Source organism: Enterococcus pallens ATCC BAA-351 (genome assembly GCF_000407485.1).
In the GTDB taxonomy this organism is placed as follows: Bacteria; Bacillota; Bacilli; order Lactobacillales; family Enterococcaceae; genus Enterococcus_A; species Enterococcus_A pallens.
In genome coordinates this window covers 1,258,410-1,281,893 of record NZ_ASWD01000002.1, presented here as the reverse complement: position 1 = coordinate 1,281,893, position 23,484 = coordinate 1,258,410, and the positions used below count along the sequence as shown (strand labels likewise).

General features: G+C 41.3%; 15 protein-coding genes. 10 read left to right on the top strand and 5 right to left on the bottom strand.

The window, feature by feature from the left end; translation table 11 throughout:
- Positions 1-27: 27 nt before the first annotated feature.
- Positions 28-1,017, bottom strand: coding sequence for an ABC transporter substrate-binding protein (locus I588_RS12465; RefSeq protein ID WP_010756193.1), 990 nt, complete (start codon positions 1,015-1,017; stop codon positions 28-30).
- 683 nt (positions 1,018-1,700) lie between these two features.
- Here I588_RS12465 and rpoB point away from each other — a divergent pair.
- From rpoB to msrA, 3 genes are all read left to right on the top strand, one after another.
- Entirely contained in the window at positions 1,701-5,312 is a 3,612-nt protein-coding gene (gene rpoB / locus I588_RS12460; protein ID WP_010756194.1) for a DNA-directed RNA polymerase subunit beta, read from the top strand.
- A 71-nt stretch (positions 5,313-5,383) separates the two neighbouring features.
- Entirely contained in the window at positions 5,384-9,037 is a 3,654-nt protein-coding gene (gene rpoC, locus I588_RS12455; protein ID WP_010756195.1) for a DNA-directed RNA polymerase subunit beta', read from the top strand.
- A 422-nt stretch (positions 9,038-9,459) separates the two neighbouring features.
- The gene (msrA, locus tag I588_RS12450; RefSeq protein WP_034692858.1) at positions 9,460-9,981 is read left to right on the top strand and encodes a peptide-methionine (S)-S-oxide reductase MsrA; all 522 of its coding nucleotides are present in this window, start codon (positions 9,460-9,462) and stop codon (positions 9,979-9,981) included.
- Between the two features lie 26 nt (positions 9,982-10,007).
- Here msrA and I588_RS12445 read toward each other — a convergent pair whose 3' ends face one another.
- Positions 10,008-10,700: a prepilin peptidase gene (locus I588_RS12445; protein ID WP_010756197.1), complete on the bottom strand. Its 693-nt coding sequence runs from the start codon at positions 10,698-10,700 to the stop codon at positions 10,008-10,010.
- Positions 10,701-10,822: 122 nt separating this feature from the next.
- Between I588_RS12445 and I588_RS12440 the strand changes: the two genes are divergently transcribed.
- Positions 10,823-11,290: a Dps family protein gene (locus tag I588_RS12440; RefSeq protein WP_010756198.1), complete on the top strand. Its 468-nt coding sequence runs from the start codon at positions 10,823-10,825 to the stop codon at positions 11,288-11,290.
- 108 nt (positions 11,291-11,398) lie between these two features.
- Here the strand turns inward: I588_RS12440 and argH are convergent, their stop codons facing one another.
- Entirely contained in the window at positions 11,399-12,775 is a 1,377-nt protein-coding gene (gene argH, locus I588_RS12435; protein WP_010756199.1) for an argininosuccinate lyase, read from the bottom strand.
- Positions 12,776-13,095: 320 nt separating this feature from the next.
- Positions 13,096-14,304: an argininosuccinate synthase gene (locus tag I588_RS12430; protein WP_010756200.1), complete on the bottom strand. Its 1,209-nt coding sequence runs from the start codon at positions 14,302-14,304 to the stop codon at positions 13,096-13,098.
- A gap of 314 nt (positions 14,305-14,618) precedes the next feature.
- Here I588_RS12430 and rplM point away from each other — a divergent pair, with 314 nt between their 5' ends.
- The 6 genes from rplM to I588_RS12400 all read left to right on the top strand — a co-directional run bounded on the left by rplM (position 14,619) and on the right by I588_RS12400 (position 21,988).
- Positions 14,619-15,065, top strand: a complete 447-nt coding sequence (rplM, locus tag I588_RS12425) for a 50S ribosomal protein L13 (RefSeq protein WP_342662608.1) — start codon at positions 14,619-14,621, stop codon at positions 15,063-15,065.
- Between the two features lie 15 nt (positions 15,066-15,080).
- Positions 15,081-15,473, top strand: coding sequence for a 30S ribosomal protein S9 (rpsI, locus tag I588_RS12420; RefSeq protein WP_010756202.1), 393 nt, complete (start codon positions 15,081-15,083; stop codon positions 15,471-15,473).
- A gap of 513 nt (positions 15,474-15,986) precedes the next feature.
- Positions 15,987-16,703 (top strand): cadherin-like beta sandwich domain-containing protein, encoded by a 717-nt coding sequence (locus I588_RS12415; protein ID WP_010756203.1) that lies wholly within the window; start codon positions 15,987-15,989, stop codon positions 16,701-16,703.
- 456 nt (positions 16,704-17,159) lie between these two features.
- Positions 17,160-18,536, top strand: coding sequence for a hypothetical protein (locus I588_RS12410; RefSeq protein WP_010756204.1), 1,377 nt, complete (start codon positions 17,160-17,162; stop codon positions 18,534-18,536).
- Positions 18,537-18,570: 34 nt separating this feature from the next.
- Positions 18,571-19,278: an ABC transporter ATP-binding protein gene (locus tag I588_RS12405; RefSeq protein ID WP_010756205.1), complete on the top strand. Its 708-nt coding sequence runs from the start codon at positions 18,571-18,573 to the stop codon at positions 19,276-19,278.
- Positions 19,279-19,432: 154 nt separating this feature from the next.
- Positions 19,433-21,988: an HAD-IC family P-type ATPase gene (locus I588_RS12400; RefSeq protein ID WP_010756206.1), complete on the top strand. Its 2,556-nt coding sequence runs from the start codon at positions 19,433-19,435 to the stop codon at positions 21,986-21,988.
- Here the strand turns inward: I588_RS12400 and mafR are convergent, their stop codons facing one another.
- Positions 21,989-23,422, bottom strand: coding sequence for a global transcriptional activator MafR (gene mafR / locus I588_RS12395; protein ID WP_010756207.1), 1,434 nt, complete (start codon positions 23,420-23,422; stop codon positions 21,989-21,991).
- Positions 23,423-23,484 lie beyond the last annotated feature (62 nt).

Genomic DNA, 23,484 nt, shown 5'->3' with positions numbered 1-23,484 from the left:
CTTCATCCTTCTTTCTGGGTGCGTTTCTTACGCTGGTTCTTTGATACTTTCTGGGTCGATTCCTAAAGCTTCGGCCATATCTTTGTTGACAACTAATTCTAGGCTATCAGCACTTTCAACTGGTGTAGTAGCTGGTTCTGCATCGCCATCTAAGATTTTTGCGGCCATCAAGCCAGTTTGTTTTCCTAATTTTTTGTAATCGATTCCGACAGTGGCTAATCCGCCTGCTTCTACTTGGTCAGTTGATCCAGCAACTAATGGGATTTTCTTCTCTTTTACAACTTCACCTATAATAGATGCTGCACTAGCGAAGGTATTGTCAGTTGGAACATAAATTCCATCTACTTCATTGGCCAGAGATTCAGTTACTTGCTGCACATCGTTTGTAGTATTGGCAGTTTTTGTAACTACTTCAACGCCAGCTTTTTCTAGTGCTTCTTGTGCCAGATCTGCTTGGATTTTAGAGTTCGCTTCACCAGCATTGTACATAATACCTACTTTTTTAGCGTCTGGAATGATAGATAAAAGCAAGTCTATTTGTTTGTCGATCGGCACCATGTCCGTTGTTCCGGTTAAGTTGCCGCCAGGTTCTTTATCACTTTTGACTAATTTTGCTTCTTCTAAATCAGTTACGGCAGTTACAACGATTGGAATGTCAGTAGTTGCATTCAATAATGACTGTGCAGAAGGTGTTGCGATTCCCAACAACAGATCATTTTTATCCTTAACTAATTTTTCACTCATACTTTTCAAGTTGTCTTGATTGTTCTGTGCGTTTTGATAATCAATAACTAGGTTTTCGCCTTCGGTATAGCCGCCTTCTTTTAGACCTTCTTTGAAGCCTTCATAAGCTCCATCTAATGAAGCATGTTGCACCAATTGTAAAACTCCTACATGCTTCGCATCGCTGTTAGCTGCGCCGCCTGAACTGTCGGTTGTATCGTTGCTTCCGCCTCCGCAAGCTCCTAGTGCTAATAAAGTAAGTACGCTAATTCCTGCTAATAAAGTTTTTTTCATTTTTCTCTCCCCTTTTGTAATAAAAAAATCACCCACTCAGAATGCTAAGTGGATGATTGTACATACGAGATAATCATTTTCTTATCCTCAGCCACTTAGTATTTCCTCTACGTGGCTGGTGGTACGTGAAATTGCTCTAGCCATCATAGATACAAACTTGCGTTTTGCCCTGTTTGCATCCAGTGATGAATACAAACATTATCTAAAATAGCTAAAGTAGCGGTTATTCAATTGTGGTTTTTTCATCTTTGTCATAATAAAGACCTCCACTTCTGGTTGTTCATTAGTATAAGATAAGAAAAATGAGATGTCAATAATAAAAATGAAAAATTCAGAAAATTAAGAGAGTTTATACATTGCTACTTTGTTTAAGAAAAGCTATACCTAGAGATGGATAACCTTCAGGAGCTATTGACATTCCTATTGGATTCATGTATTATATGAAGTTGCTAAAACTATCTGAAATGATCAAAGACAGGAACGAAATATTGTCCGTTTCGGTTTAAAATAAAGGAAACAAAAGTAGAAGCTCACGAAAATTTTTCAAGAGAACGTTCTATTTTTGGTTTTTTTTTGCCTAAAAGCCGCAAAAAATGTCTCTTGTTACATGAATTTAATATTCGTAACAAAAATGTCATTCATCTTCGGATCGGTTTTCAGACTTTTAACAAGGAGTGAAGAACTTGGCTGGATATGACGTGAAATACGGGAAACACCGCACACGTAGAAGCTTTGCCCGCATCAGTGAAGTATTGGAATTACCGAACTTGATCGAAATTCAAACCGACTCTTATCAATGGTTCTTAGACGAAGGCCTAAGAGAAATGTTTGAAGACATTTTGCCAATTGAAGACTTTACCGGAAACTTGTCATTGGAATTTGTTGACTATGAATTGAAGGAACCAAAATACACCGTCGCAGAAGCACGCCAACACGATGCAAACTACTCTGCCCCTCTACATGTTATTTTGCGCTTAGTAAACCGCGAAACTGGCGAAATTAAATCCCAAGAAGTATTCTTTGGTGATTTCCCATTAATGACTGAACAAGGAACCTTTATTATCAACGGTGCTGAACGGGTAATCGTTTCGCAGTTGGTACGTTCTCCTGGAGTTTATTTCCATGGAAAAGTAGATAAAAACGGGAAAGAAGGCTTTGGCTCGACTGTCATCCCTAACCGTGGTGCATGGTTGGAAATGGAGACCGATGCAAAAGATATTTCTTATGTACGGATTGACCGCACACGTAAGATTCCTTTGACAACACTGGTACGTGCATTAGGTTTTGGCTCAGATGATACCATCATGGAATTGTTTGGCGAAAGCGAATCATTGCGCAATACTATTGAAAAAGACTTGCATAAAAACCCAAGTGATTCTAGAACCGAAGAAGGCTTGAAAGATGTTTACGAACGTCTTCGTCCAGGCGAACCGAAAACAGCGGACAGCTCAAGAAGCTTGCTGACTGCGCGTTTCTTCGATCCTAAACGTTACGACTTAGCTAATGTTGGTCGTTACAAAGTAAATAAAAAATTAGACTTGAGAACTCGTTTGTTGAATTTGACTTTGGCTGAAACTTTAGTGGATTCAGAAACTGGCGAAATCATCGTAGAAAAAGGGACTGTTTTAACTCACCAAGTGATGGAAGAATTAGGGCCTCATTTGGAAAAAGGCTTAAATTCAGTAACTTACTATCCTTCAGATGACGCTGTTGTAACTGAACCAATGACAGTTCAACCAATTAAAGTGTACTCACCAAAAGATCCAGAGCGTGAAGTAACAGTTATCGGTAATGGCTATCCTCCTGCGGCTATCCGTACGGTACGCCCAGCTGATATCATTGCTTCTATGAGCTATTTCCTGAACTTGATGGAAGGCATCGGCAACGTGGATGACATCGACCACTTAGGAAACCGTCGTATCCGTTCGGTTGGCGAATTGCTGCAAAATCAATTCCGCATCGGGTTAGCTCGGATGGAACGTGTGGTTCGGGAACGGATGTCGATTCAAGATACTGAAACTTTGACTCCGCAACAGTTGATCAATATTCGTCCAGTTGTCGCAAGTATCAAAGAATTCTTTGGTTCTTCCCAGTTGTCACAGTTCATGGATCAAACCAACCCACTGGGTGAGTTGACTCATAAACGTCGTCTATCTGCCTTAGGACCGGGTGGTTTGACTCGTGACCGTGCTGGTTATGAAGTCCGAGACGTTCACTATTCTCACTATGGCCGTATGTGTCCGATTGAAACACCAGAAGGTCCGAATATCGGGTTGATCAACAGCCTGGCTTCTTACGCTAAGGTGAACAAATTTGGTTTTATCGAAACACCTTACCGTCGTGTGGATCGTGCGACTGGTCGTGTAACCGAGCACATTGATTACTTGACTGCTGATACTGAGGATCACTATGTTGTTGCCCAAGCTAACAGTAAGTTAAACGAAGACGGCACATTTGTTGAAGATCTGGTTATGGCTCGTGCAACTAGTGAAAACTTAGAAGTGACCATTGATAAAGTGGATTACATGGATGTATCGCCTAAGCAGGTAGTTGCGGTCGCAACTGCGTGTATTCCATTCTTGGAAAACGATGACTCCAACCGTGCCTTGATGGGTGCCAACATGCAGCGGCAAGCTGTGCCATTGATCCAACCACGTTCTCCATGGGTTGGTACTGGTATGGAATATACAGCTGCTCATGACTCGGGTGCTGCTTTATTATGTAAAAATGATGGTGTTGTTGAATTCGTTGACGCAACTGAAGTACGGGTTCGTCGCGACAATGGCGCATTAGATAAATATGATATTACTAAATTCCGTCGTTCCAACTCAGGAACCAGCTACAACCAACGTCCGCTAGTCGAACTAGGTGAAAAAGTTGAAACTGGCGACATCTTGGCTGATGGACCTTCAATGGAAAATGGCGAATTGGCTTTAGGTCAAAACGTAGTCGTTGCCTTCATGACTTGGGAAGGTTACAACTATGAAGATGCGATTATCATGAGTCGTCGTCTAGTGAAAGATGATGTATACACTTCTATCCATATTGAAGAATATGAATCAGAAGCTCGTGATACTAAATTAGGACCTGAAGAAATCACCCGCGAAATCCCGAACGTTGGGGAAGACGCATTGAAGAACTTGGACGAAATGGGGATTATCCGCATTGGTGCCGAAGTTCACGATGGCGATCTATTAGTGGGTAAGGTAACACCAAAAGGGGTAACTGAATTATCTGCTGAAGAACGCTTATTGCATGCGATCTTTGGTGAAAAAGCCCGTGAAGTACGTGATACATCGTTACGTGTTCCTCACGGCGGCGGCGGCATTGTTCATGATGTGAAAATCTTTACTCGTGAAGCAGGCGACGAATTATCACCAGGTGTTAACATGCTGGTACGTGTTTATATTGTTCAAAAACGTAAAATCCATGAAGGGGATAAAATGGCCGGCCGTCACGGAAACAAAGGGGTTGTTTCTCGCATTATGCCAGAAGAGGACATGCCTTACTTGCCAGACGGTACACCAGTTGATGTCATGTTAAACCCATTAGGGGTACCTTCTCGGATGAACATCGGACAAGTATTGGAATTGCATTTAGGGATGGCTGCTCGTTCATTAGGTATTCATGTAGCAACACCAGTATTTGATGGTGCATCTGATACTGACGTATGGGAAACTGTACGTGAAGCTGGCATGGCTGGCGATGCGAAAACGGTTCTTTACGACGGACGTACTGGTGAACCATTTGATAACCGTATTTCTGTTGGTGTTATGTACATGATCAAATTGGCCCACATGGTTGATGATAAGCTGCATGCTCGTTCAATTGGACCTTACTCTCTTGTTACACAACAACCATTAGGTGGTAAAGCACAATTCGGTGGACAACGTTTTGGGGAAATGGAAGTTTGGGCACTGGAAGCATATGGTGCTGCTTATACCTTGCAAGAAATCTTGACTTACAAGTCAGATGACGTAGTTGGTCGTGTGAAGACTTACGAAGCGATTGTTAAGGGTGAACCAATTCCAAAACCAGGCGTTCCTGAATCTTTCCGCGTATTGGTGAAAGAATTACAAGCTCTTGGTTTAGATATGCAGGTATTGGATATCGATGACAAAGAAATTGAACTGCGTGACATGGATGATGATGACGATGACTTGATCACAGTGGATGCTTTAACCAAGTTTGCTGAACAACAAACAGCGAAAGCTTTGGAACAAAAAGCCGCTGCTGAACGTGAAAGCCAGGCCGCAGATTTAATCCAGGAAATTGAAACAGCAGAAGACTTATAAGAGTCCGTTTGACGCAAGTCATCTAGTGGTTTAGATGACTTGCGGAGTATAAGAAATGGAGGGAAACCCTTTTGATCGATGTTAATAAGTTCGAAAGTATGCAAATAGGTTTAGCTTCTCCCGAAAAAATCAGAAGCTGGTCTTACGGTGAAGTAAAAAAACCGGAAACCATTAACTACCGTACCTTAAAGCCAGAACGTGAAGGGTTATTTGACGAACGGATCTTTGGTCCTACCAAAGACTGGGAGTGTGCCTGCGGAAAGTATAAACGTATCCGTTATAAAGGTATTGTATGTGACCGTTGTGGCGTGGAAGTTACTCGCTCAAAAGTTCGTCGTGAACGTATGGGGCACATTGAATTAGCTGCTCCTGTGACACACATTTGGTATTTTAAAGGTATTCCTTCACGTATGGGTCTTATTTTAGATATGAGCCCTCGTGCGCTGGAAGAAATTATTTACTTTGCCTCTTATGTAGTCATCGAGCCTGGTAATACAAGCTTAGAAAAGAAACAATTATTAACTGAACGTGAATATCGTGAAAAACGTGATCAATATGGTCAAGAATTCCAGGCTGCCATGGGTGCAGAAGCGATCAAACAACTGTTAGATCAAGTTGATTTGGAAGGCGAATCTGCCGAATTGAAAGAGGAATTAAAGACTGCGCAAGGACAAAAACGGACTCGTGCCATTCGTCGTTTAGACGTATTGGAAGCCTTCCGTTCTTCTGGCAACCGTCCAAGCTGGATGGTTATGGATGTTATTCCTGTTATCCCGCCAGATTTGCGTCCAATGGTTCAGCTAGAAGGGGGTCGTTTTGCGACTTCTGACTTGAATGACTTGTACCGTCGGGTAATTAACCGGAACAATCGTTTGAAACGTCTATTAGACTTGAATGCACCGAATATCATTGTTCAAAATGAAAAACGGATGTTGCAGGAAGCGGTAGATGCTTTAATTGATAATGGCCGTCGCGGACGTCCAGTTACTGGACCAGGTAATCGTCCATTGAAATCTCTTTCTCACATGCTGAAAGGGAAACAAGGTCGTTTCCGTCAAAACTTGCTGGGTAAACGGGTTGACTACTCTGCACGTTCGGTTATCGTTGTTGGACCGTTCTTGAAGATGTATCAATGTGGTTTGCCAAAAGAAATGGCCATCGAGTTGTTCAAGCCTTTCGTAATGAAAGAATTGGTACAAAGGGAAATTGCTTCAAATATTAAGAATGCAAAACGTAAGATTGAACGTCAAGAAGATGTAGTTTGGGATATCTTGGAAGAAGTTATTCGTGAACATCCAGTTCTATTGAACCGGGCACCTACTTTGCACAGACTAGGTATCCAAGCGTTTGAGCCAATCTTAGTTGAGGGTCGTGCAATCCGTCTTCACCCGCTAGTGTGTGAAGCCTACAATGCCGATTTTGATGGAGACCAAATGGCGGTTCACTTGCCACTAGGCGAGGAAGCACAAGCTGAAGCACGTATGCTGATGCTGGCTGCAACCCACATTTTGAATCCAAAAGATGGTAAACCAGTAGTTACACCATCTCAAGATATGGTCTTGGGTAACTATTACCTGACAATGGAAGAAGAAGGCCGTGAAGGAGAAGGCATGATCTTCCGCGACATGAACGAAGCTGTATTGGCATGGCGTAATGGTTATGTGCATTTACACTCTCGTGTAGCTGTTGATCCAAACACTTTAGGCGACAAACCATTTACTGAATGGCAAAAAGAACGTCTAATGATCACAACGGTTGGTAAGATTATCTTTAACGATATCATGCCTCAGGAGTTCCCTTACTTGAATGAACCAACTGATTTCAACTTGACGCAATATACCCCTGACAAATACTTTGTCGAAAGAGGTTCGGATATTCCTGCGATTATTAAGGAACAGGAAATTATCTTGCCGTTCAAGAAGAAAAACTTAGGAAACATTATCTCTGAAGTCTTCAAGCGTTTCAAAGTAACAGACACGTCTATGATGTTGGACCGCATGAAAGATCTAGGGTATAAGCATTCAACTATGGCTGGTATGACTGTTGGGATTGCTGACATCATGGCCTTGGCTGAAAAACAAGAAATCATCGATGCAGCTCATGAGCAGGTCGGTGTCATTACAAAACAATTCCGTCGTGGTTTGATTACTGATGACGAACGTTATGAACGCGTAATTGGTGTTTGGAACGCTGCTAAAGATGCCATTCAACAAAAACTGATGGAATCCTTAGATGCGAAAAACCCAATCTTCATGATGTCTGATTCTGGTGCCCGTGGTAACATCTCCAACTTTACTCAGCTTGCTGGTATGCGTGGATTGATGGCCGCTCCGAATGGACAAATCATGGAATTGCCGATCATTTCAAACTTCCGTGAAGGGTTGTCCGTCTTGGAAATGTTTATCTCCACTCACGGAGCTCGTAAAGGGATGACTGATACGGCCTTGAAAACAGCCGATTCTGGTTACTTGACTCGTCGTTTGGTTGACGTGGCCCAAGATGTTATCGTTCGTGAAGACGACTGTGGAACTGACCGCGGTTTGGAAATCTCAGCGATTCGCGAAGGCAACGAAATTATCGAATCATTAGAAGAGCGCTTAGTCGGACGTTACACACAAAAAACTGTTATGCATCCTGAAACAGGCGAAGTACTGTTGCCAGGTGATACGTTAATTACTGAAGCAGACGCAAAACGCATGCTTGATGCAGGTGTTGAAAAAGTAACGATCCGTTCTGTCTTTACATGTAACACTAAACATGGTGTATGTAAACATTGCTACGGCCGTAACTTGGCTACTGGCGATGACGTTGAAGTTGGTGAAGCAGTTGGTACTATCGCTGCTCAATCTATCGGTGAACCTGGTACTCAGTTGACCATGCGTACCTTCCATACCGGCGGGGTTGCGGGAGACGATATTACTCAAGGTCTTCCTCGTGTCCAAGAAATCTTTGAAGCACGTAATCCTAAAGGTTTAGCGGTTATCACTGAAGTAACAGGTGAAGTATCTGAAATTGTTGAAGATGCTGCTACACGTTCAAAAGAAGTAACCGTTAAAGGTGAAACTGATACTCGAACTTACACTGTCCCTTATACTTCTCGTATGAGAGTTGTAGAAGGTGATATTGTACACCGTGGTGCACCGTTAACAGAGGGTTCAATTGATCCGAAACACTTATTGCAAGTGCGTGACGTGATCTCAGTTGAAACTTACCTGTTGCGTGAGGTACAGCGTGTTTACCGGATGCAAGGGGTAGAAATCGGCGATAAGCATATTGAAGTAATGGTTCGTCAAATGTTGCGTAAAGTCCGCGTAATGGATCCAGGTGATTCTGATATCTTACCAGGTACATTAATGGATATTGCCGACTTTAAAGACCGTAACTACAATACATTGGTAGCTGGTGGCTCACCTGCGACATCTCGTCCAGTCTTGCTAGGTATTACCAAAGCTTCCTTGGAAACTAACAGCTTCTTGTCAGCTGCATCCTTCCAAGAAACAACGCGTGTCTTAACCGATGCTGCGATCCGTGGTAAGAAAGATCCATTACTTGGATTGAAAGAGAATGTTATTATCGGTAAGATTATTCCTGCCGGTACTGGTATGGCTCGTTACCGCAATATGGAACCAAAAGAAGTTGTCGTAGCCAGTGAAAATGTCTACAGTATCTCTGATATTGAAGCCCAATTAGCTGCTGAAGATGCTTTAAACAATCCATTAGGCTAAAAGATAAAGGACCTGCTCAATTCATTTGGGCAGGTCCTTTTTACCAGTCCAACTTTTGGCAGTGATAATAAAATAGAAGAAAAATACTGCTTAACAACAAATAATTCAATAGAAAAGTATAGTTGGATGGTAAGCGTACGAAAATAGAACTCATTTTTCTTGCTTTTTGGAAAAATGAATTCCAAGAAAAGAGTTAGCTGCCAGTCCAACTTTTGGCAGTGATAGTAAAATAGAAGAAAATTACTGCTTAGCAACAAATAATTCAATAGAAAAGTATAGTTGGATGGTATGCGTACGAAAAATAAATTCCATAGATAGAGTTACTCTATTGACAGCATATTTATAAATTCTTTCCATTCATGAGCAAATTTGTTTCATTTCAAATAAAAGGGACTATGATAGAGACAAAGGGGATGAATGCAATGGCAGAAGAAAAAGCAATTTTTGCAGGTGGCTGTTTTTGGTGTATGGTGAAGCCGTTTGATCAAATGCCAGGAATTAAGGCAGTTGTTTCTGGTTATACTGGTGGACATGTACCGAACCCAACCTATGAACAGGTGGGATCTGGTCTAACGGGACATACCGAAGCCGTAGAGATTACCTTTGATCCTGATATAATTTCTTATGAACAACTAGTCGAAATTTATTGGCAGCAAACCGATCCAACTGATGCTTTTGGGCAATTTGCCGATCGTGGAGATTCTTACCGCCCGGTTATTTTCTACAATTCTCCTGAGCAAAAGGAAGTCGCTGAAGCATCTAAGGAACGCTTGCAGGCTAGCGGACGTTTTGACAAACCAATCGTAACGTCGATTGAACCAGCCAAAACCTTCTATCCAGCTGAAGATTACCACCAAGATTACTATAAGAAGAATAAAATGCATTACAAAATGTACAGTGAAGGCTCCGGCCGAGCTGGATTTATTCGCAAAAATTGGAAATAGAAGCAAGCCTAGAGCATAATTTTGTTCTAGGCTTTTTTTATGAGCAGCAGTATAAGAAGTGCGAAGAATAAAAAGGGGACAAAAGGAATTTCAGTTATATTTTTCTTTCGCAGCTGTTGCAAACTGTAAAAAAGAATTCCGCTGCCAGAAGCTATGATCAAAATAAGCAGCAGCTCATCGATCTTTAAAAACAGACTCCAAAGGGCAATGATCCATAAATCCCCACTGCCCATGCTGTCAGGCATCAGTCGCTGCAGCAAATAAAAACTGGCAATCATAATCAACGGATAAGTCCAGTGCAGCGACCAGCTGAGAAATAAAGCACCAATAATCAGCAGCGAACCACTAAAAAGTAAAAGATTACCTTCCACTAAAAACGTATCGTAATCGATCAATGCTAGCGTAAAACTGCTTAGCACCCAAAAGAGCAGCCAGAGATTTTGCCAAGTTAACTCTGATAAGAAAAGGACAAACAGGCATCCGACGAATACTTCGCAAAAAAGATACCGCAGAGGCAGCTTGTGATGACAATGGCTGCAGCGAAAATCCTGCAAAATAATCGAGATGACTGGAATCAGCTCCAACGGTCGCAAAGTTTGATTACAATACGTACAGTGAGAGCCCGGAAAAAGAATCGATTGTTGCTTAGGCAGTCGGTCGACTACCAAACAAAGGAATGAGCCGATAATTGTTCCGATAATAAACAAAAGAAATTGCATCGTGTAAATCCTCCTTTTTAAAAGAAGATACGCAAAATACAAAAAAAATTATCAAATTCTTTGTACTTTTTGCCAAAGTATACTATGCTTTTATTGAGACAAAATTTAGGAGGAATGCATTTATGAAGTTTGAAAAAACAAAAGAAGTATTGAATCAACTGGTAGCGGATTTAAGTCAATTTTCAGTAGTTATTCACCAAACACACTGGTATATGCGCGGACCTGAATTTTTAACATTGCACCCATTGATGGACGATTACATGGATGAAATTAATGACCAATTGGATGTGATTTCAGAACGTTTAATTACTTTGGATGGGTCTCCTTTCTCAACGTTAAGCGAATGGGCAGAGCATACTGGAATTGAAGATGAAAAAGGCCGTTGGGATCGTACTATTCCAGAACGGATGGAAATCTTAGTTAAAGGATACCGTTACTTAGCAGACCTTTACCAAAAAGGAATCGATGTAACTGGTGAAGAAGGCGACGATTGCACGCAAGATATCTTTATTGAATACAAGACAGATGTAGAGAAGAAAATTTGGATGCTGCAAGCAAAATTAGGCAAAGCACCTGAAATCGATGCATAATTGATTTTTTCTTTTAGCAGTGATTCATCAAGTGATTTACTGCAAAAAGAACAAGTGACAAAAAAGACCTGAGCGGTTGTCAAAAAATTGACGACTGCCCAGGTTTTTCTATTTATTCAGCGCTTTTTTGGCTTCTTGGACTTGCCATTCCACTTGTTCAAAGCTGGTGCCGCCTAATGACGTCCGGCGAACTACAGCTGTTTTAGAGGCTAAAGTATCATAAATATCTTCCTCAATTAATTCTGAGATGGCTTGGTATTCTTCTAAGGGAACATCCTGCAGATAAATTCCTTTTTGCGTACAGCTTAAGACCAGCTTGCCGACAATTTCATGAGCTTGGCGGAAGGGAATCCCTTTAGTTGCTAGATAATCAGCCAGTTCAGTCGCGTTGGAGAAATCTTTTTCAGTGGCATCATGCATCGTTTGAGTGTGAACCTTCATAGCATCAATCATGCCAGTCATAATCTCTAGACTGGTTGCTACGGTATGAACCGTGTCAAACATGCCCTCTTTGTCTTCCTGCAGGTCTTTGTTGTAAGCCAGCGGTAAACCCTTCATTACAGTTAACAAGCCGATTAGATCGCCTACCACACGTCCTGACTTACCACGAATCAGTTCGGCCATGTCAGGATTTTTCTTTTGCGGCATAATTGAGCTGCCAGTAGAAAACGTATCTGTTAATTCCACAAATTTAAATTCATGGCTGCACCACAAAATAATTTCCTCGCAGAAACGAGATAAATGCATCATTAGAATGGAACTATTGCTCAAAAATTCCAAAATAAAATCACGATCACTAACCCCATCTAAGCTGTTGCTGTAAATGCCGCCAAAGCCTAATTCATTGGCTGTCATTTGTCGATCAATCGGGAAGGTGGTTCCAGCCAAGGCTGCACACCCTAATGGAGAAAGGTCAATTCGTTTCAGGCTCTCTGTTAAACGTTCCTGATCACGAGTCAGCATATTGTAATAAGCCATTAAGTGGTGACCAAAAGAAATCGGCTGGGCATGCTGCAGGTGAGTGTAACCAGGCATAATGGTTTCAGTATGCTCTTCCGCTTTTGCAACTAGCACTTCTCGGAAGGTAGTAATCTTCTCAATGATGTCTTGCACATGTTCCTTTAAGTATAAATGCATATCAGTTGCTACCTGGTCGTTCCGGCTGCGGGCGGTATGCAGCTTACCGGCTACCGGCCCAATTTCGTCGTGCAGCATTTTTTCCAGATTTAGGTGAATATCTTCATTTTCAATGGTGAAAATCAATTCGTTGTTCGCTAGTTTTTCTGCTAACGTTTGTAATCCAGCTGTAATCGCTGCTGCATCCTCTTCAGAAATAATTCCAGTTTCACCTAACATCTTGACGTGAGCCAGACTTCCTGTGATATCTTGTTTAGCTAATTGTTGATCAAAAGGAATCGATGCGCCAAATGCATCAATCCACGCTTCATTTTTGCCATCAAAACGACCGCCCCAAAGCTTTGCCATAAATGTGTTCCTCCGCTTCTTAATAAAGTTCCTACTATTAGACTAGCTGTTTTCTTGTTAAATGAAAACAGGCTTTTACATTTTTATTCAAAAAAAGCTCCATGAACAAGGGCCGTCCATGAAGCCAAAGACCGATAAGCGATCTTGATTGTTTGGGAGGAGGCATCTTCTCAGATACCTCAGGATGAAACACATTGCTGGTTTCCTTATTTCCTTGCAGGAAAAGAAACTCACCTAAGAGCAATGGCAAGATGTGAACCGGACAGCCTTATTTACCGGCAAGTAAAAGCTGCCTCACATCTGGTTCACCTTGCAAGTTCTTATAAACTAGGTTGTTTGTTGCTTGCCTGTACTTCAGCGTTTACCTTCGTTGGCAGACCCCATAATTTAATGAAGCCGATTGCTGCATCTTGATCAAAGGTATCAGCAGAAGTATAAGTCGCTAAGTTTTCATTATATAAGCTGTTGTTAGACTTCCGTCCTTCAACAATGACATTGCCTTTGAATAATTTTACCCGCAGAACACCATTCACTACTTTTTGTGATTCAGCTAAGAAGGCTTTTAAAGCATCCATGATTGGGTTAAACCATAAGCCGTCGTAGATCATTTGACCTAATTTTTGCTCGATGATTGGTTTGAAATGCGCCATTTCTCTTACAAAAGTCAAATCTTCTAGTTCTTTATGAGCGGCCATTAAAACAGTTGCAGCTGGACATTCGTAAACTTCCCGTGACTTAATCCCAACTAAACGGTTCTCAATGTGGTCGATCCGGCCAATCCCATGTTTGCCTGCTTCGGCATTCAGGTTCATGATCAAATCAGACAATAGCATTTCTTCGCCGTCTAGAGCCACTGGAACTCCTTTTTCGAAGGTGATTTCCATAATAGTCGGTACATCTGGAGTTTCTTCTAATTCGGCTGTGATATCATAAGCACCTTTCGGCGGTGTTGCCCAAGGATCTTCCAAAATACCACACTCACAAGCCCGACCCCACAAGTTTTGGTCGATTGAGTAAGGATTATCTAAGTCGGCTGGGATTGGAACGCCTTTTTCAGCCGCGTAGTTGATTTCTTCTTCTCTAGACCATTTCCACTCCCGAACTGGAGCAATGATCTTTAAGTTTGGATCAAGTGCTGCGATGGAAACTTCAAAACGTACTTGGTCATTTCCTTTACCTGTACAGCCATGAGCGATCGTAGTAGCGCCGGTTTGGTGAGCCAGCTCAACCAATTTTTTCGAAATCAATGGACGAGACAGAGCAGAAACCAATGGGTATGAATTCTCATAGTAAGTATTTCCCTGCAAAGCGACTAAAACAAAGTCCTGGGCAAATTCTTCTCTGGCATCAATTGCGTAAGAAGCAGAAGCACCTACTTGTAACGCTTTGTTTTTGATGAATTCAGTATCTCTGCCTTCACCAATATCCAAACAACATGCCACGACATCGTAGCCTTCGTCAACTAACCATTTAATAGAAACTGAAGTGTCTAAACCACCTGAATAAGCTAAAATTACTTTTTCTTTCATCCTGAAAACTCCCTTTTTCATTGAACTCTAATTTTGTGTTGAGGTTATCTTAGCACCATAAAATACAAAAATCAAGCACTTTTTAAATATTTATACAAAAATATTTTGATTTAGTGTCTTTTTATGCATTTTAGTTCACGCGTAATTGTATAGTAGATAAAGAAAAAGATTGGAAAAAACTTTGTAAAGACAGCAGAAAAACGTTGACAGGACGGGCATTAGGAAGTATTATGGTAAATGGTATTGTTTGCCCCACGAGAGCCCCGGAAACTCAAGTGTTTGTCAAACATTCGAAATTGAAATTGGAGGAAGAAATCGTGCGCACAACATATATGGCTAAGCCAGGCGAAGTAGAACGTAAATGGTACGTAGTAGACGCAACCGATGTTCCTATGGGACGTCTTTCAACTGTAGTTGCTTCTATCTTACGTGGTAAAAATAAACCAACATTCACACCACATGTAGATACTGGAGATTTTGTAATCGTAATTAATGCTGACAAGGTGAAATTAACAGGTAATAAGGCTTCAGACAAGATGTACTACCGTCACTCAATGTACCCAGGCGGATTGAAATCAGTCTCTGCAGGCGAATTACGTGCTAAAAATTCTCGCCGTTTGATTGAAACTTCTGTTAAAGGTATGCTGCCTAAGAACACTCTAGGACGCAAACAAGGAATGAAACTTCACGTTTATGGTGAAGCAACTCATCCACATGAAGCACAACAACCAGAAGTTTTAGACATCACAAACTTAATTTAACAGGAGGGAAATTCATTGGCACAAGTACAATATAGCGGCACAGGCCGTCGTAAAAATGCAGTTGCTCGCGTACGTTTAGTACCAGGAACTGGTAAAATTACTGTAAATAAAAAAGACGTTGAAGAATATATTCCACATGCTGACCTACGTTTAGTTATCAACCAACCATTTGGTGTAACTGAAACTGCTGGTTCATACGATGTATTCGTAAATGTAAACGGCGGAGGCTACGCTGGACAATCAGGCGCTATCCGTCATGGTATCGCTCGTGCGTTACTAGAAGTTGATCCTGACTTCCGTCTTCCATTAAAACGCGCTGGATTACTTACTCGTGATTCACGTATGGTTGAGCGTAAGAAACCAGGTTTGAAAAAAGCCCGCAAAGCGAGCCAATTCTCAAAACGTTAATTCGTTTCTACAGAAGATCAAAGGCACTTTCCATTTGGAAGGTGTCTTTTTTTGGCTTTTCAGTGAAACTTTATATTGAGGAAGATAGTGCCGAGAGTTTAGGCTAGTTTGATTCTGTTCTATGGAATGAATGTTTTACAAAATGAATGAACCATAATTTAGAACTAATTCATCCAGTTTTAAAGTATTTCAAAGTGTAATAATCTAATGAAATAGAAGGCAATTAGAAACTGTTTTTTAAGATTTCTTAATAATTAAATAGTCCATCGAATACTAAATGCTTTAGTTGATTGGGACGAATAAGCATCTTTTTTTCAACCTGATTAATCCAATCTACATTTTTTGACCATAAAAGCGTTCTATTATATTTGCTGCCTTTTTTAACAGAAATGAAGCTACTAAGTAACACCTGACTAATAAAAAAATTGCTGATCAAGTTAATTGCATTTATTCATCTCTAGGAATAAACTACAAACGAATTAAGATTTAGAAATTTTTAGGAGATGAAGTATTATGATTAAAAAGGCATTAATTGGAGGAGTTTCCTTCGCATCATTACTTTTATTATTAGCAGCTTGTGGTCCAAGTGGTTCATCATCAAGTAACAGCTCAAAGGATTCCGCAGCTACAAGTCAATCAACAAGCATGAGTTCAAGTAAAACATCAGAAGTTAAAGCACAAGCTGGTGAAATTATTGGTAAAGATTCAAACGCAGATAAAACAGCAGTAGATATTACTAAACCAGGTGATTCAGTTACCTTTGAAGTACCTGCTGCTAAAGAGGAAGGTTATCTTCACTTTGCCTTTATGCATGCAGCATCAGGCATGAAGGGTTGGTATTTCGCACCAGAATCTAAAGATGGCATCGCTCTTTCAAAAGCTATGTTTGATGGTGACAAAACAGTAAATATCACAGATAAAGTTGCTTTGTTTGCAGCACCAGATGCATCAACTTCTAAAGCTGTAACCGCAAATGATGGCGAACTTAAATATGGTAAAGCTAGCGACTATATGACTGCAACTGTTGCTCTTAAAGATGGTAAATATGAAGTAACTATTGAAAATACTTCTGCAGGCGATTTTGAAACACCATTCTCTTCAGGTGTATGGGAATTAAGTAATTCAAAAGAAGCCGGCTTTGATCACACTGCTTCTGCAGCATTGTCTAAACTTGCAACAAGTGGCCACAGAGATGATCTTTACAAAGAAGTTCAATCTGAAGTGGAATAGTAAGTTATTAATGTTTTCGAAATGCTCGATTTTTTTCTAGCAAGCCTTCAATCGGAGTGAGCTGACTAGTTAATTAAATAGTGTTTGATAGCAGAAACGACGTATTACAACGTTAAGCCAAATAATTTTTTCGAAAACCTAGCATGAGTGGATAAATTCACTCGTGCTAGGTTTTTTTGCAGTTTTATTGATAAGTGATTCATGGGAGGCACGCTCTTTTTCGTGAGTCTAAAGTTGCAGAATAAAATGGGGCTGGAGAATCGTGAAAAAAGATTTATAGGGGATTATACTTTTAGTGATCTTAGAAGACTGTTTGAATTTTTATTGATAACGTTTTTTTCGGTGTAGATGTATTCGAAAGTGGGTGATGAAAACCAGCGTTAACCAAAAAAGGTAACAAAAATATAATTCTTAACCACTATCTAGTGAACAATTCTCAAGCAAGGAGGCTAACAAATGGTTAAGTTAATTGTGAAGCAATTTCTGCAGCATTGGCAGATTTGGCTGTCGGTTATCCCTATTTTCTTTGTTTCGGGCTTAATTTTTGGGGCAGCACTTATTTTGATGGCTGCAGTAAATCGTGCGGGTGCTGATGCAGCGGTTGATTATGGTGCTTTTCTGCAAATGCCGATTTTTATTGGGGGGATTGTTTTATGCATTTTGACAACTAATGCCATGAAACAATGTATTGATCTTTTTGATGATATAAATGATATTCTGCTTCTTTTAGGAAGCTCGCCTGTGCAGCTGAGTTTTTTAATGACTGGACAGATGATGCTGATAGGTCTGATAGGAGCAGCTGCTGGGAGTTTATTTTCTTTCAAGGTTGCCCAATTATTTTTAGCTGTTTTACCTGTGGATTCTGCCAGTCAGACGCTCTCCGAATTGCCTTTACATTTTTCAGAGAGGGTAGTAGTTGCTGTGATGGCCATTCAAACATTCCTTATTATTTTTACCTGTATGCGCTATTGTCTTAAAAGCTTCAAGCAGCGAAACGGGAGTCTATCTTCCTATAATCGCTTAGGTAAATCGAAAAACGGCGGTCGAGTGATTGGGTTAATGGCACTTTTAACAAGTATAGGTGCAACGTTGCTTCTATATGTTAAGGAAGTACCGGATCCAGGCGTAATGAATGAGTATAACAGCAGTATGAACAATTCCATGAGTCTCCTGCTGCTGGTGTGGCTTACATTAATCATTGGGCTGAATTTTTTGATGCGACCACTATTTAACGGTCTAGTGAATAAGATTGTTGATGTGCCATCTATGACTAGGCATCCAAGAATCCGTTCAGCCTTTTATAATCTGCAATACAACGTAGAAGGTCTTGTTAAGTTAAGCCGGCCGCTTAGCATAATCATTTTATTAGTGGGGAATTTTGTCGCACTCTTCCTTAATACTAAATTGTTAGTGGATGGGATGAATGATGATACCTATATTTACGACTTGATTATCAGCCTGGTATTTGTATTTGGTGCACCGATAGTCATCAGTTTAGCTAATATTATTACCTCCATTTGCCTCTTTAAATTAAAAACCAAAACCGAATCAGAGGAGTACTTTTTCTCAGGCTGTACTCCTAACTGGATATTCAATCTAAAGCTAATAGAAATTGGTACGGTTTCCGTCATTTCAATTTTGATCACGTTATTTGGAACTTTCTTGTTCGCAGTGCCGTTGCTACGGGTGGCCTATCTTGGCGGTGGTGACATTTTTAAGGCAAACTGGTCATTCAATATTTTACTATCGTTGGGTATATTTTCACTGTTTTTCTTATGTTTTGCCCTCATCTACTTTGTAGAACGGCAGTCGATTAAAGCTTACATGGGTTAATTAACTAAAAAATCAATCTTCAGGAGTTGAGAAAATGAGTCAGACAGTTATTTCAATTACCAATCTAAAAAAAGATATTGAACTTGCCAAAGGGAATCTGCTGCAGGTACTGGATGATATTTCCTTTGAAGTAAAGCAGGGGGAGTTTATCTCAATTGTAGGACCGTCTGGATCGGGCAAAACGACCTTACTTTATTGCATATCAAGCTTGCTGCCGCCAACAAAAGGAGAAGTGTTAATCAAGGGGAAATCTCCCTATAGCTGGAATGCTGCCAAGCTTGCAAAATTCCGGCGAAAAGAAATTGGTTTCATTTTTCAACAGTTTCAGTTAATTCCTTCATTATCTGCTTACGACAATATGGTATTGGCAGGAACCTTAAATTGGCATAGAATCAAACGGCAGACAGTCTATGAATTGGCTCAACGGCTTGAGTTGAAAGCAGAATTGCATCAATCCATTGATGCTTTATCTGGTGGGGAGCAGCAGAAGGTTGCGATTGGGCGGACGATTTTAGCTGATCCAGAGATTATATTTTTGGATGAACCGACTAGTGCCTTAGATACTCATTCCCGCTTACTTGTTATGGAAATATTGCAGGAACTAGTTGAAAAAGGTAAAACAATTGTCATGGTAACCCATGATTTGGAGCTGGCCAGTCAGTCTTCGCGAGCGATCGTAATGAAGGATGGGCATATTCAAAAAATTATCAAAGCACCAAGGATGGATACTTTAGTGTTTTAGTGAGTCCATCTATAGTAATTATCAAAGGCGCTTTCCGATATAGGAAGGCGTCCTTTTTAACCATTTTTTTCATACCTGTCTGAAATTATCGACCCTTTTCAAAGGTTGATTGCCTCTATACTAAGGCTATCAACCAAAAGAGGGGGCAGGTCTCATGAAGTGGTATCAAGTAACAAGTACAGACATCATGAAGCAAATAAATACAACTATAGCTGGATTATCTCCAGCAGAAAGAAGTCAGCGGCTGGAGGAAAATGGCAGCAATAAGCTGCAGGAGCGCAAACAGCTGAAGCCGTGGCAAAAGGTTTTGAAGCATTTTACTGATTTATTGATGCTGGTTTTGTTGGCCGCGGCGGTTTTGAAAGCTGGAACAGGTGAGTATGTCGAGGGTGGAATTATTTTCTTAGTAGTTGTCGTGAATGGCCTTGTGGGATACTGGCAGGAGCGTAAAGCGGAGGAATCGCTGGATGGCTTAAAGCAGATGATGGGGCAGGAGATAGTAGTTTTAATTGAAGGGATTAAGCAGACGGTTTCGACTGAGGAGCTGGTTCAAGGAGACATCGTAGCTTTGAAGGCCGGCGATGTAGTGCCGGCGGATCTTCGGTTGATTGAGGTTCATGACTTATTGATTGAAGAGTCGATCTTAACTGGTGAGTCGGAGGCGGCTGAGAAAAATACAGCTGTACTGGCAGAGGAGGTACCAGCTGGTGATCAGAAGAATATGGCTTTTTCGGGGACATTAGTTCAAACGGGTTCGGCTTTGGGGATGGTGGTTGAGACAGGAGATGCAACAGAGATTGGGAAAATCAATCAGGCATTACAATCGGTTCAGCAGCAAACAACACCGTTAGTGAAGAAGATTCACCAACTGAACCAACAGATTTTCCGAGGAATTATCGTACTGATTATTTTCTTACTATTCTTTACCACCTTCCGTTACGGAATGGAATGGCAGCTGATGTTCTCAGCAATGATTGCGTTAGTAGTGGCGATGATCCCAGAAGGTTTACCAGCTGTTTTAACAATGATTTTGTCGATGGGTGTCAAGGAAATGTCTGAGGAAAATGCGATTATCAAGAGCATGCCTTCTGTGGAAACGTTGGGCTCCATGACGGTGATTTGTTCAGATAAGACCGGAACGTTGACTAAAAATGAGATGACGGTAGTAAATGTGGCAACGCAAAAGGAAGCAAGAGTTCTAGAGATCATGAATAACTGCCAAGAGCTGAAGCTGGCAGATGATCAAGTGGTTGCTGACTTAAAAGGAAATCCGACTGAACTGGCTCTGCTGCACTATGTAGAGGATCAGGATCAGACAGTGACCTTGAAAGACGTTAAAAGTAAAATTCCTTTCAGCTCCAGCTACAAATACATGGCGACACTTCATCCAGAAGGTGGTCAGGCAGTGGTATTTGTTAAAGGAGCACCAGAGGTTTTACTAAGTAAGGCGAATTTGACGAAAGAAGAAAAACGGAATTGGCAGAAAAAGGCATCGCAATTTGCTCAGCAGGGGCAACGGGTTTTAGGTTTTGCTTTTAAAGAGGTGTCAGAAAAACAGGAACTGACCCATGAAGCATTGACGGACCTAACCTTTGCGGGCCTGGCAGGAATTATTGATCCGCCAAAAGCTAGTGCGATCCAGGCCGTGAAGGATTGTCAGGCAGCTGGAATTGCTGTGAAGATGATTACTGGTGATCACAAGGATACCGCGAAAGCAATTGGTAAGGAAATTGGACTGAAGCATACTGATACGGTTTTAGAGGGCGTTGAAATAAATCAATTAAGTGAGGAGGAGCTGGCAAAGCAGGTACAAAAGGTAGATGTCTTTGCTCGGACCACACCAGAACACAAGCTGAGGATTGTTAGTGCATTACAGGCCAACGGCGAAGTGGTGGGTATGACTGGTGATGGAGTGAATGATGCACCAGCACTGAAGAAGGCGGACATTGGGATTGCTATGGGAATCAAAGGCAGTGAGGTTAGCAAACAGGCAGCGGATATGGTGTTGGCAGATGATAATTTCCACACAATTGCCAAAGCGGTTAAGGAAGGGCGGAAGATTTTTGACAACCTGAAGAAGACCATCAACTTCTTCCTGCCAACCGCTTTAGCCCAGGGGCTAGTAGTTATTTTTGCTCTATTAATGAACCGTCCATTACCGTTAACTCCGATTCAAATTTTGTGGGTGAACATGGTAACAACTATCACGCTTTCTTATGCTTTAGGCTTTGAAAAGGCGGGCAAGGACAGTATGAATCGGCCGCCGCGAGCAGCTAATGAAGGAATCTTATCAGCTTACAGTTTATTTAGAGTTATCTATGTGTCATTGTTGATTATGGTGCCGGCGTACTTTTTAGCGATGCAGTTTGAAGGACAAGCCTTACAGCAGACGATCCTTCTGCAAAACATTGTGTTGGCACAAGCAGTTTATATGATTAACTGTCGCGAATTGACCAATCCTTCGATTAACAAGGGCTTGTTCCAGAATCGACCGCTATTTCTTTCATTAGGTATTCTGACGGTTCTGCAATCGGCGGTACTCTTTTTGCCAATAATGCAGCAATGGGTAGGAACGACCACCTTAAGCGGCACGCAGCAGCTGATAGTCTTTGCCAATGCGGCATTGTTGTTCTTGATCGTAGAAATGGAAAAAGGCCTGACAAAACGGATTGTCCGCAGTCAAAGCCAAACTTCCAGCGATCTTAGCTAATTATAAATAATGTTCTAAAGTGAGCTCGGTTAACTGCCGCAGCTCATTTTTTGTTGGAATCGTCGAGATATAAACCACCGGTACGGGCACGGCTTCTAAAGGAAGGTTGGAGACAATGATATCCTGCGGCTTAAAGGCAACACTTTGCAGCTGAAAGGCTTCAAGATTCTGTAAATGCACCCGGCGGCCCAACAGGTCAGTCAGCTCCTGCTGCAGAAAAACCTTCCAGGCCGGCTCTCCTTGGAAAATAAAATAAACTGTCATGATTTGCGGCTGCAGAGCAAACAAGGCTTGCTGCTCCAAAAGTGCGATCAGATTCAGTAAATAAACTGGATTATCCAATTGAAGAATCGGTTGAAGGATCGGCAAAAGCTCTTCATCACTCCGGTAGCGATCATCGTTCTTTCGTTCCGTCAGTAGCTCCTGATATTCCAGCTGAAACTGTTCTGACAGCCAGGTAGATTCACTGTATTTCAACAGCAGCAGCAAAAGATTTTCCGCCAGCTGTGATTGCTGAAGGGAAATCTGAGTTTGATTAGCGACCTGTTCTGTCAGCTGAGCGGCAACAGCAGCTAACGTAGGATAATGCTGGGCTAAGGCAAGGGCTTCGCCAAAGGAGTTGTTGTAATTCCAGCTTTCTAAAAAACAGAAAAAGGCAAAAAAGCTTTCTTCTTCTTTTAAATAGACACCTTCTTTTTTATACAGCTCAGCTAAAGGCAGCTGATAAAGCTGATACAAGGGATCTTTTTCATTGAAGGGAAATTCGTCAATTCGGCAATTCGCCTTAACACGAATAGCGTTAATGAAAAACCAGCAGGTACCAAAAATTTGCTCAGTCTCTACGGCTAACGGCGATTGATTGAGCTGCTTCAAATATTGGGAATAGTGCTCCTCATGGATCGCATAGTCCTCAAAAAAATAATTGTTATGGGTAAAGGGTATTAGCAGGCGATGAAAAAAGATGCGAATGGAACTTTCGTCGCCTGCCAGCTGTGCCGTTTTAGCCGTCAGCTTAATTTGAATATGGTAAGGCTTCAAATGCTTATTAATTTTTCCGGTATGCCGTTTCAAGGTTTCTAAGGAAAGACCATTTTCCTGCAGAAATTTGGCGGTACTCAATTCTCTGGTGAAAAATAGAGATTTAATAAACTGAACGCTGACTGATTGGGGCAGAAACAAAGACCATAAATCAGTTGCTAACTGTTTTTCTTCATTAATCAGCTGGATACCTTGGCTGCTGGAGTCGATTTGCCAACCAGCTGGCAGCTGATCACGAATAAGCTGTAGGTCAGAAAAAATCGTTCGTTGAGTGGTATGAATTTCTTGAGCAAGCTCTTTTACTGTGATATTGGGATGGTTAAGCAGCTGCTCCAGCAGAGAAACCTGACGCTGAATATCTTTTTCAGTGATAATCTTCTTCAGTAATGAGTACATGAAACCACATCCTTCTGGTATAAGAATACGAATAAATAAAAGAAGGGTCAATTTTTAACAAC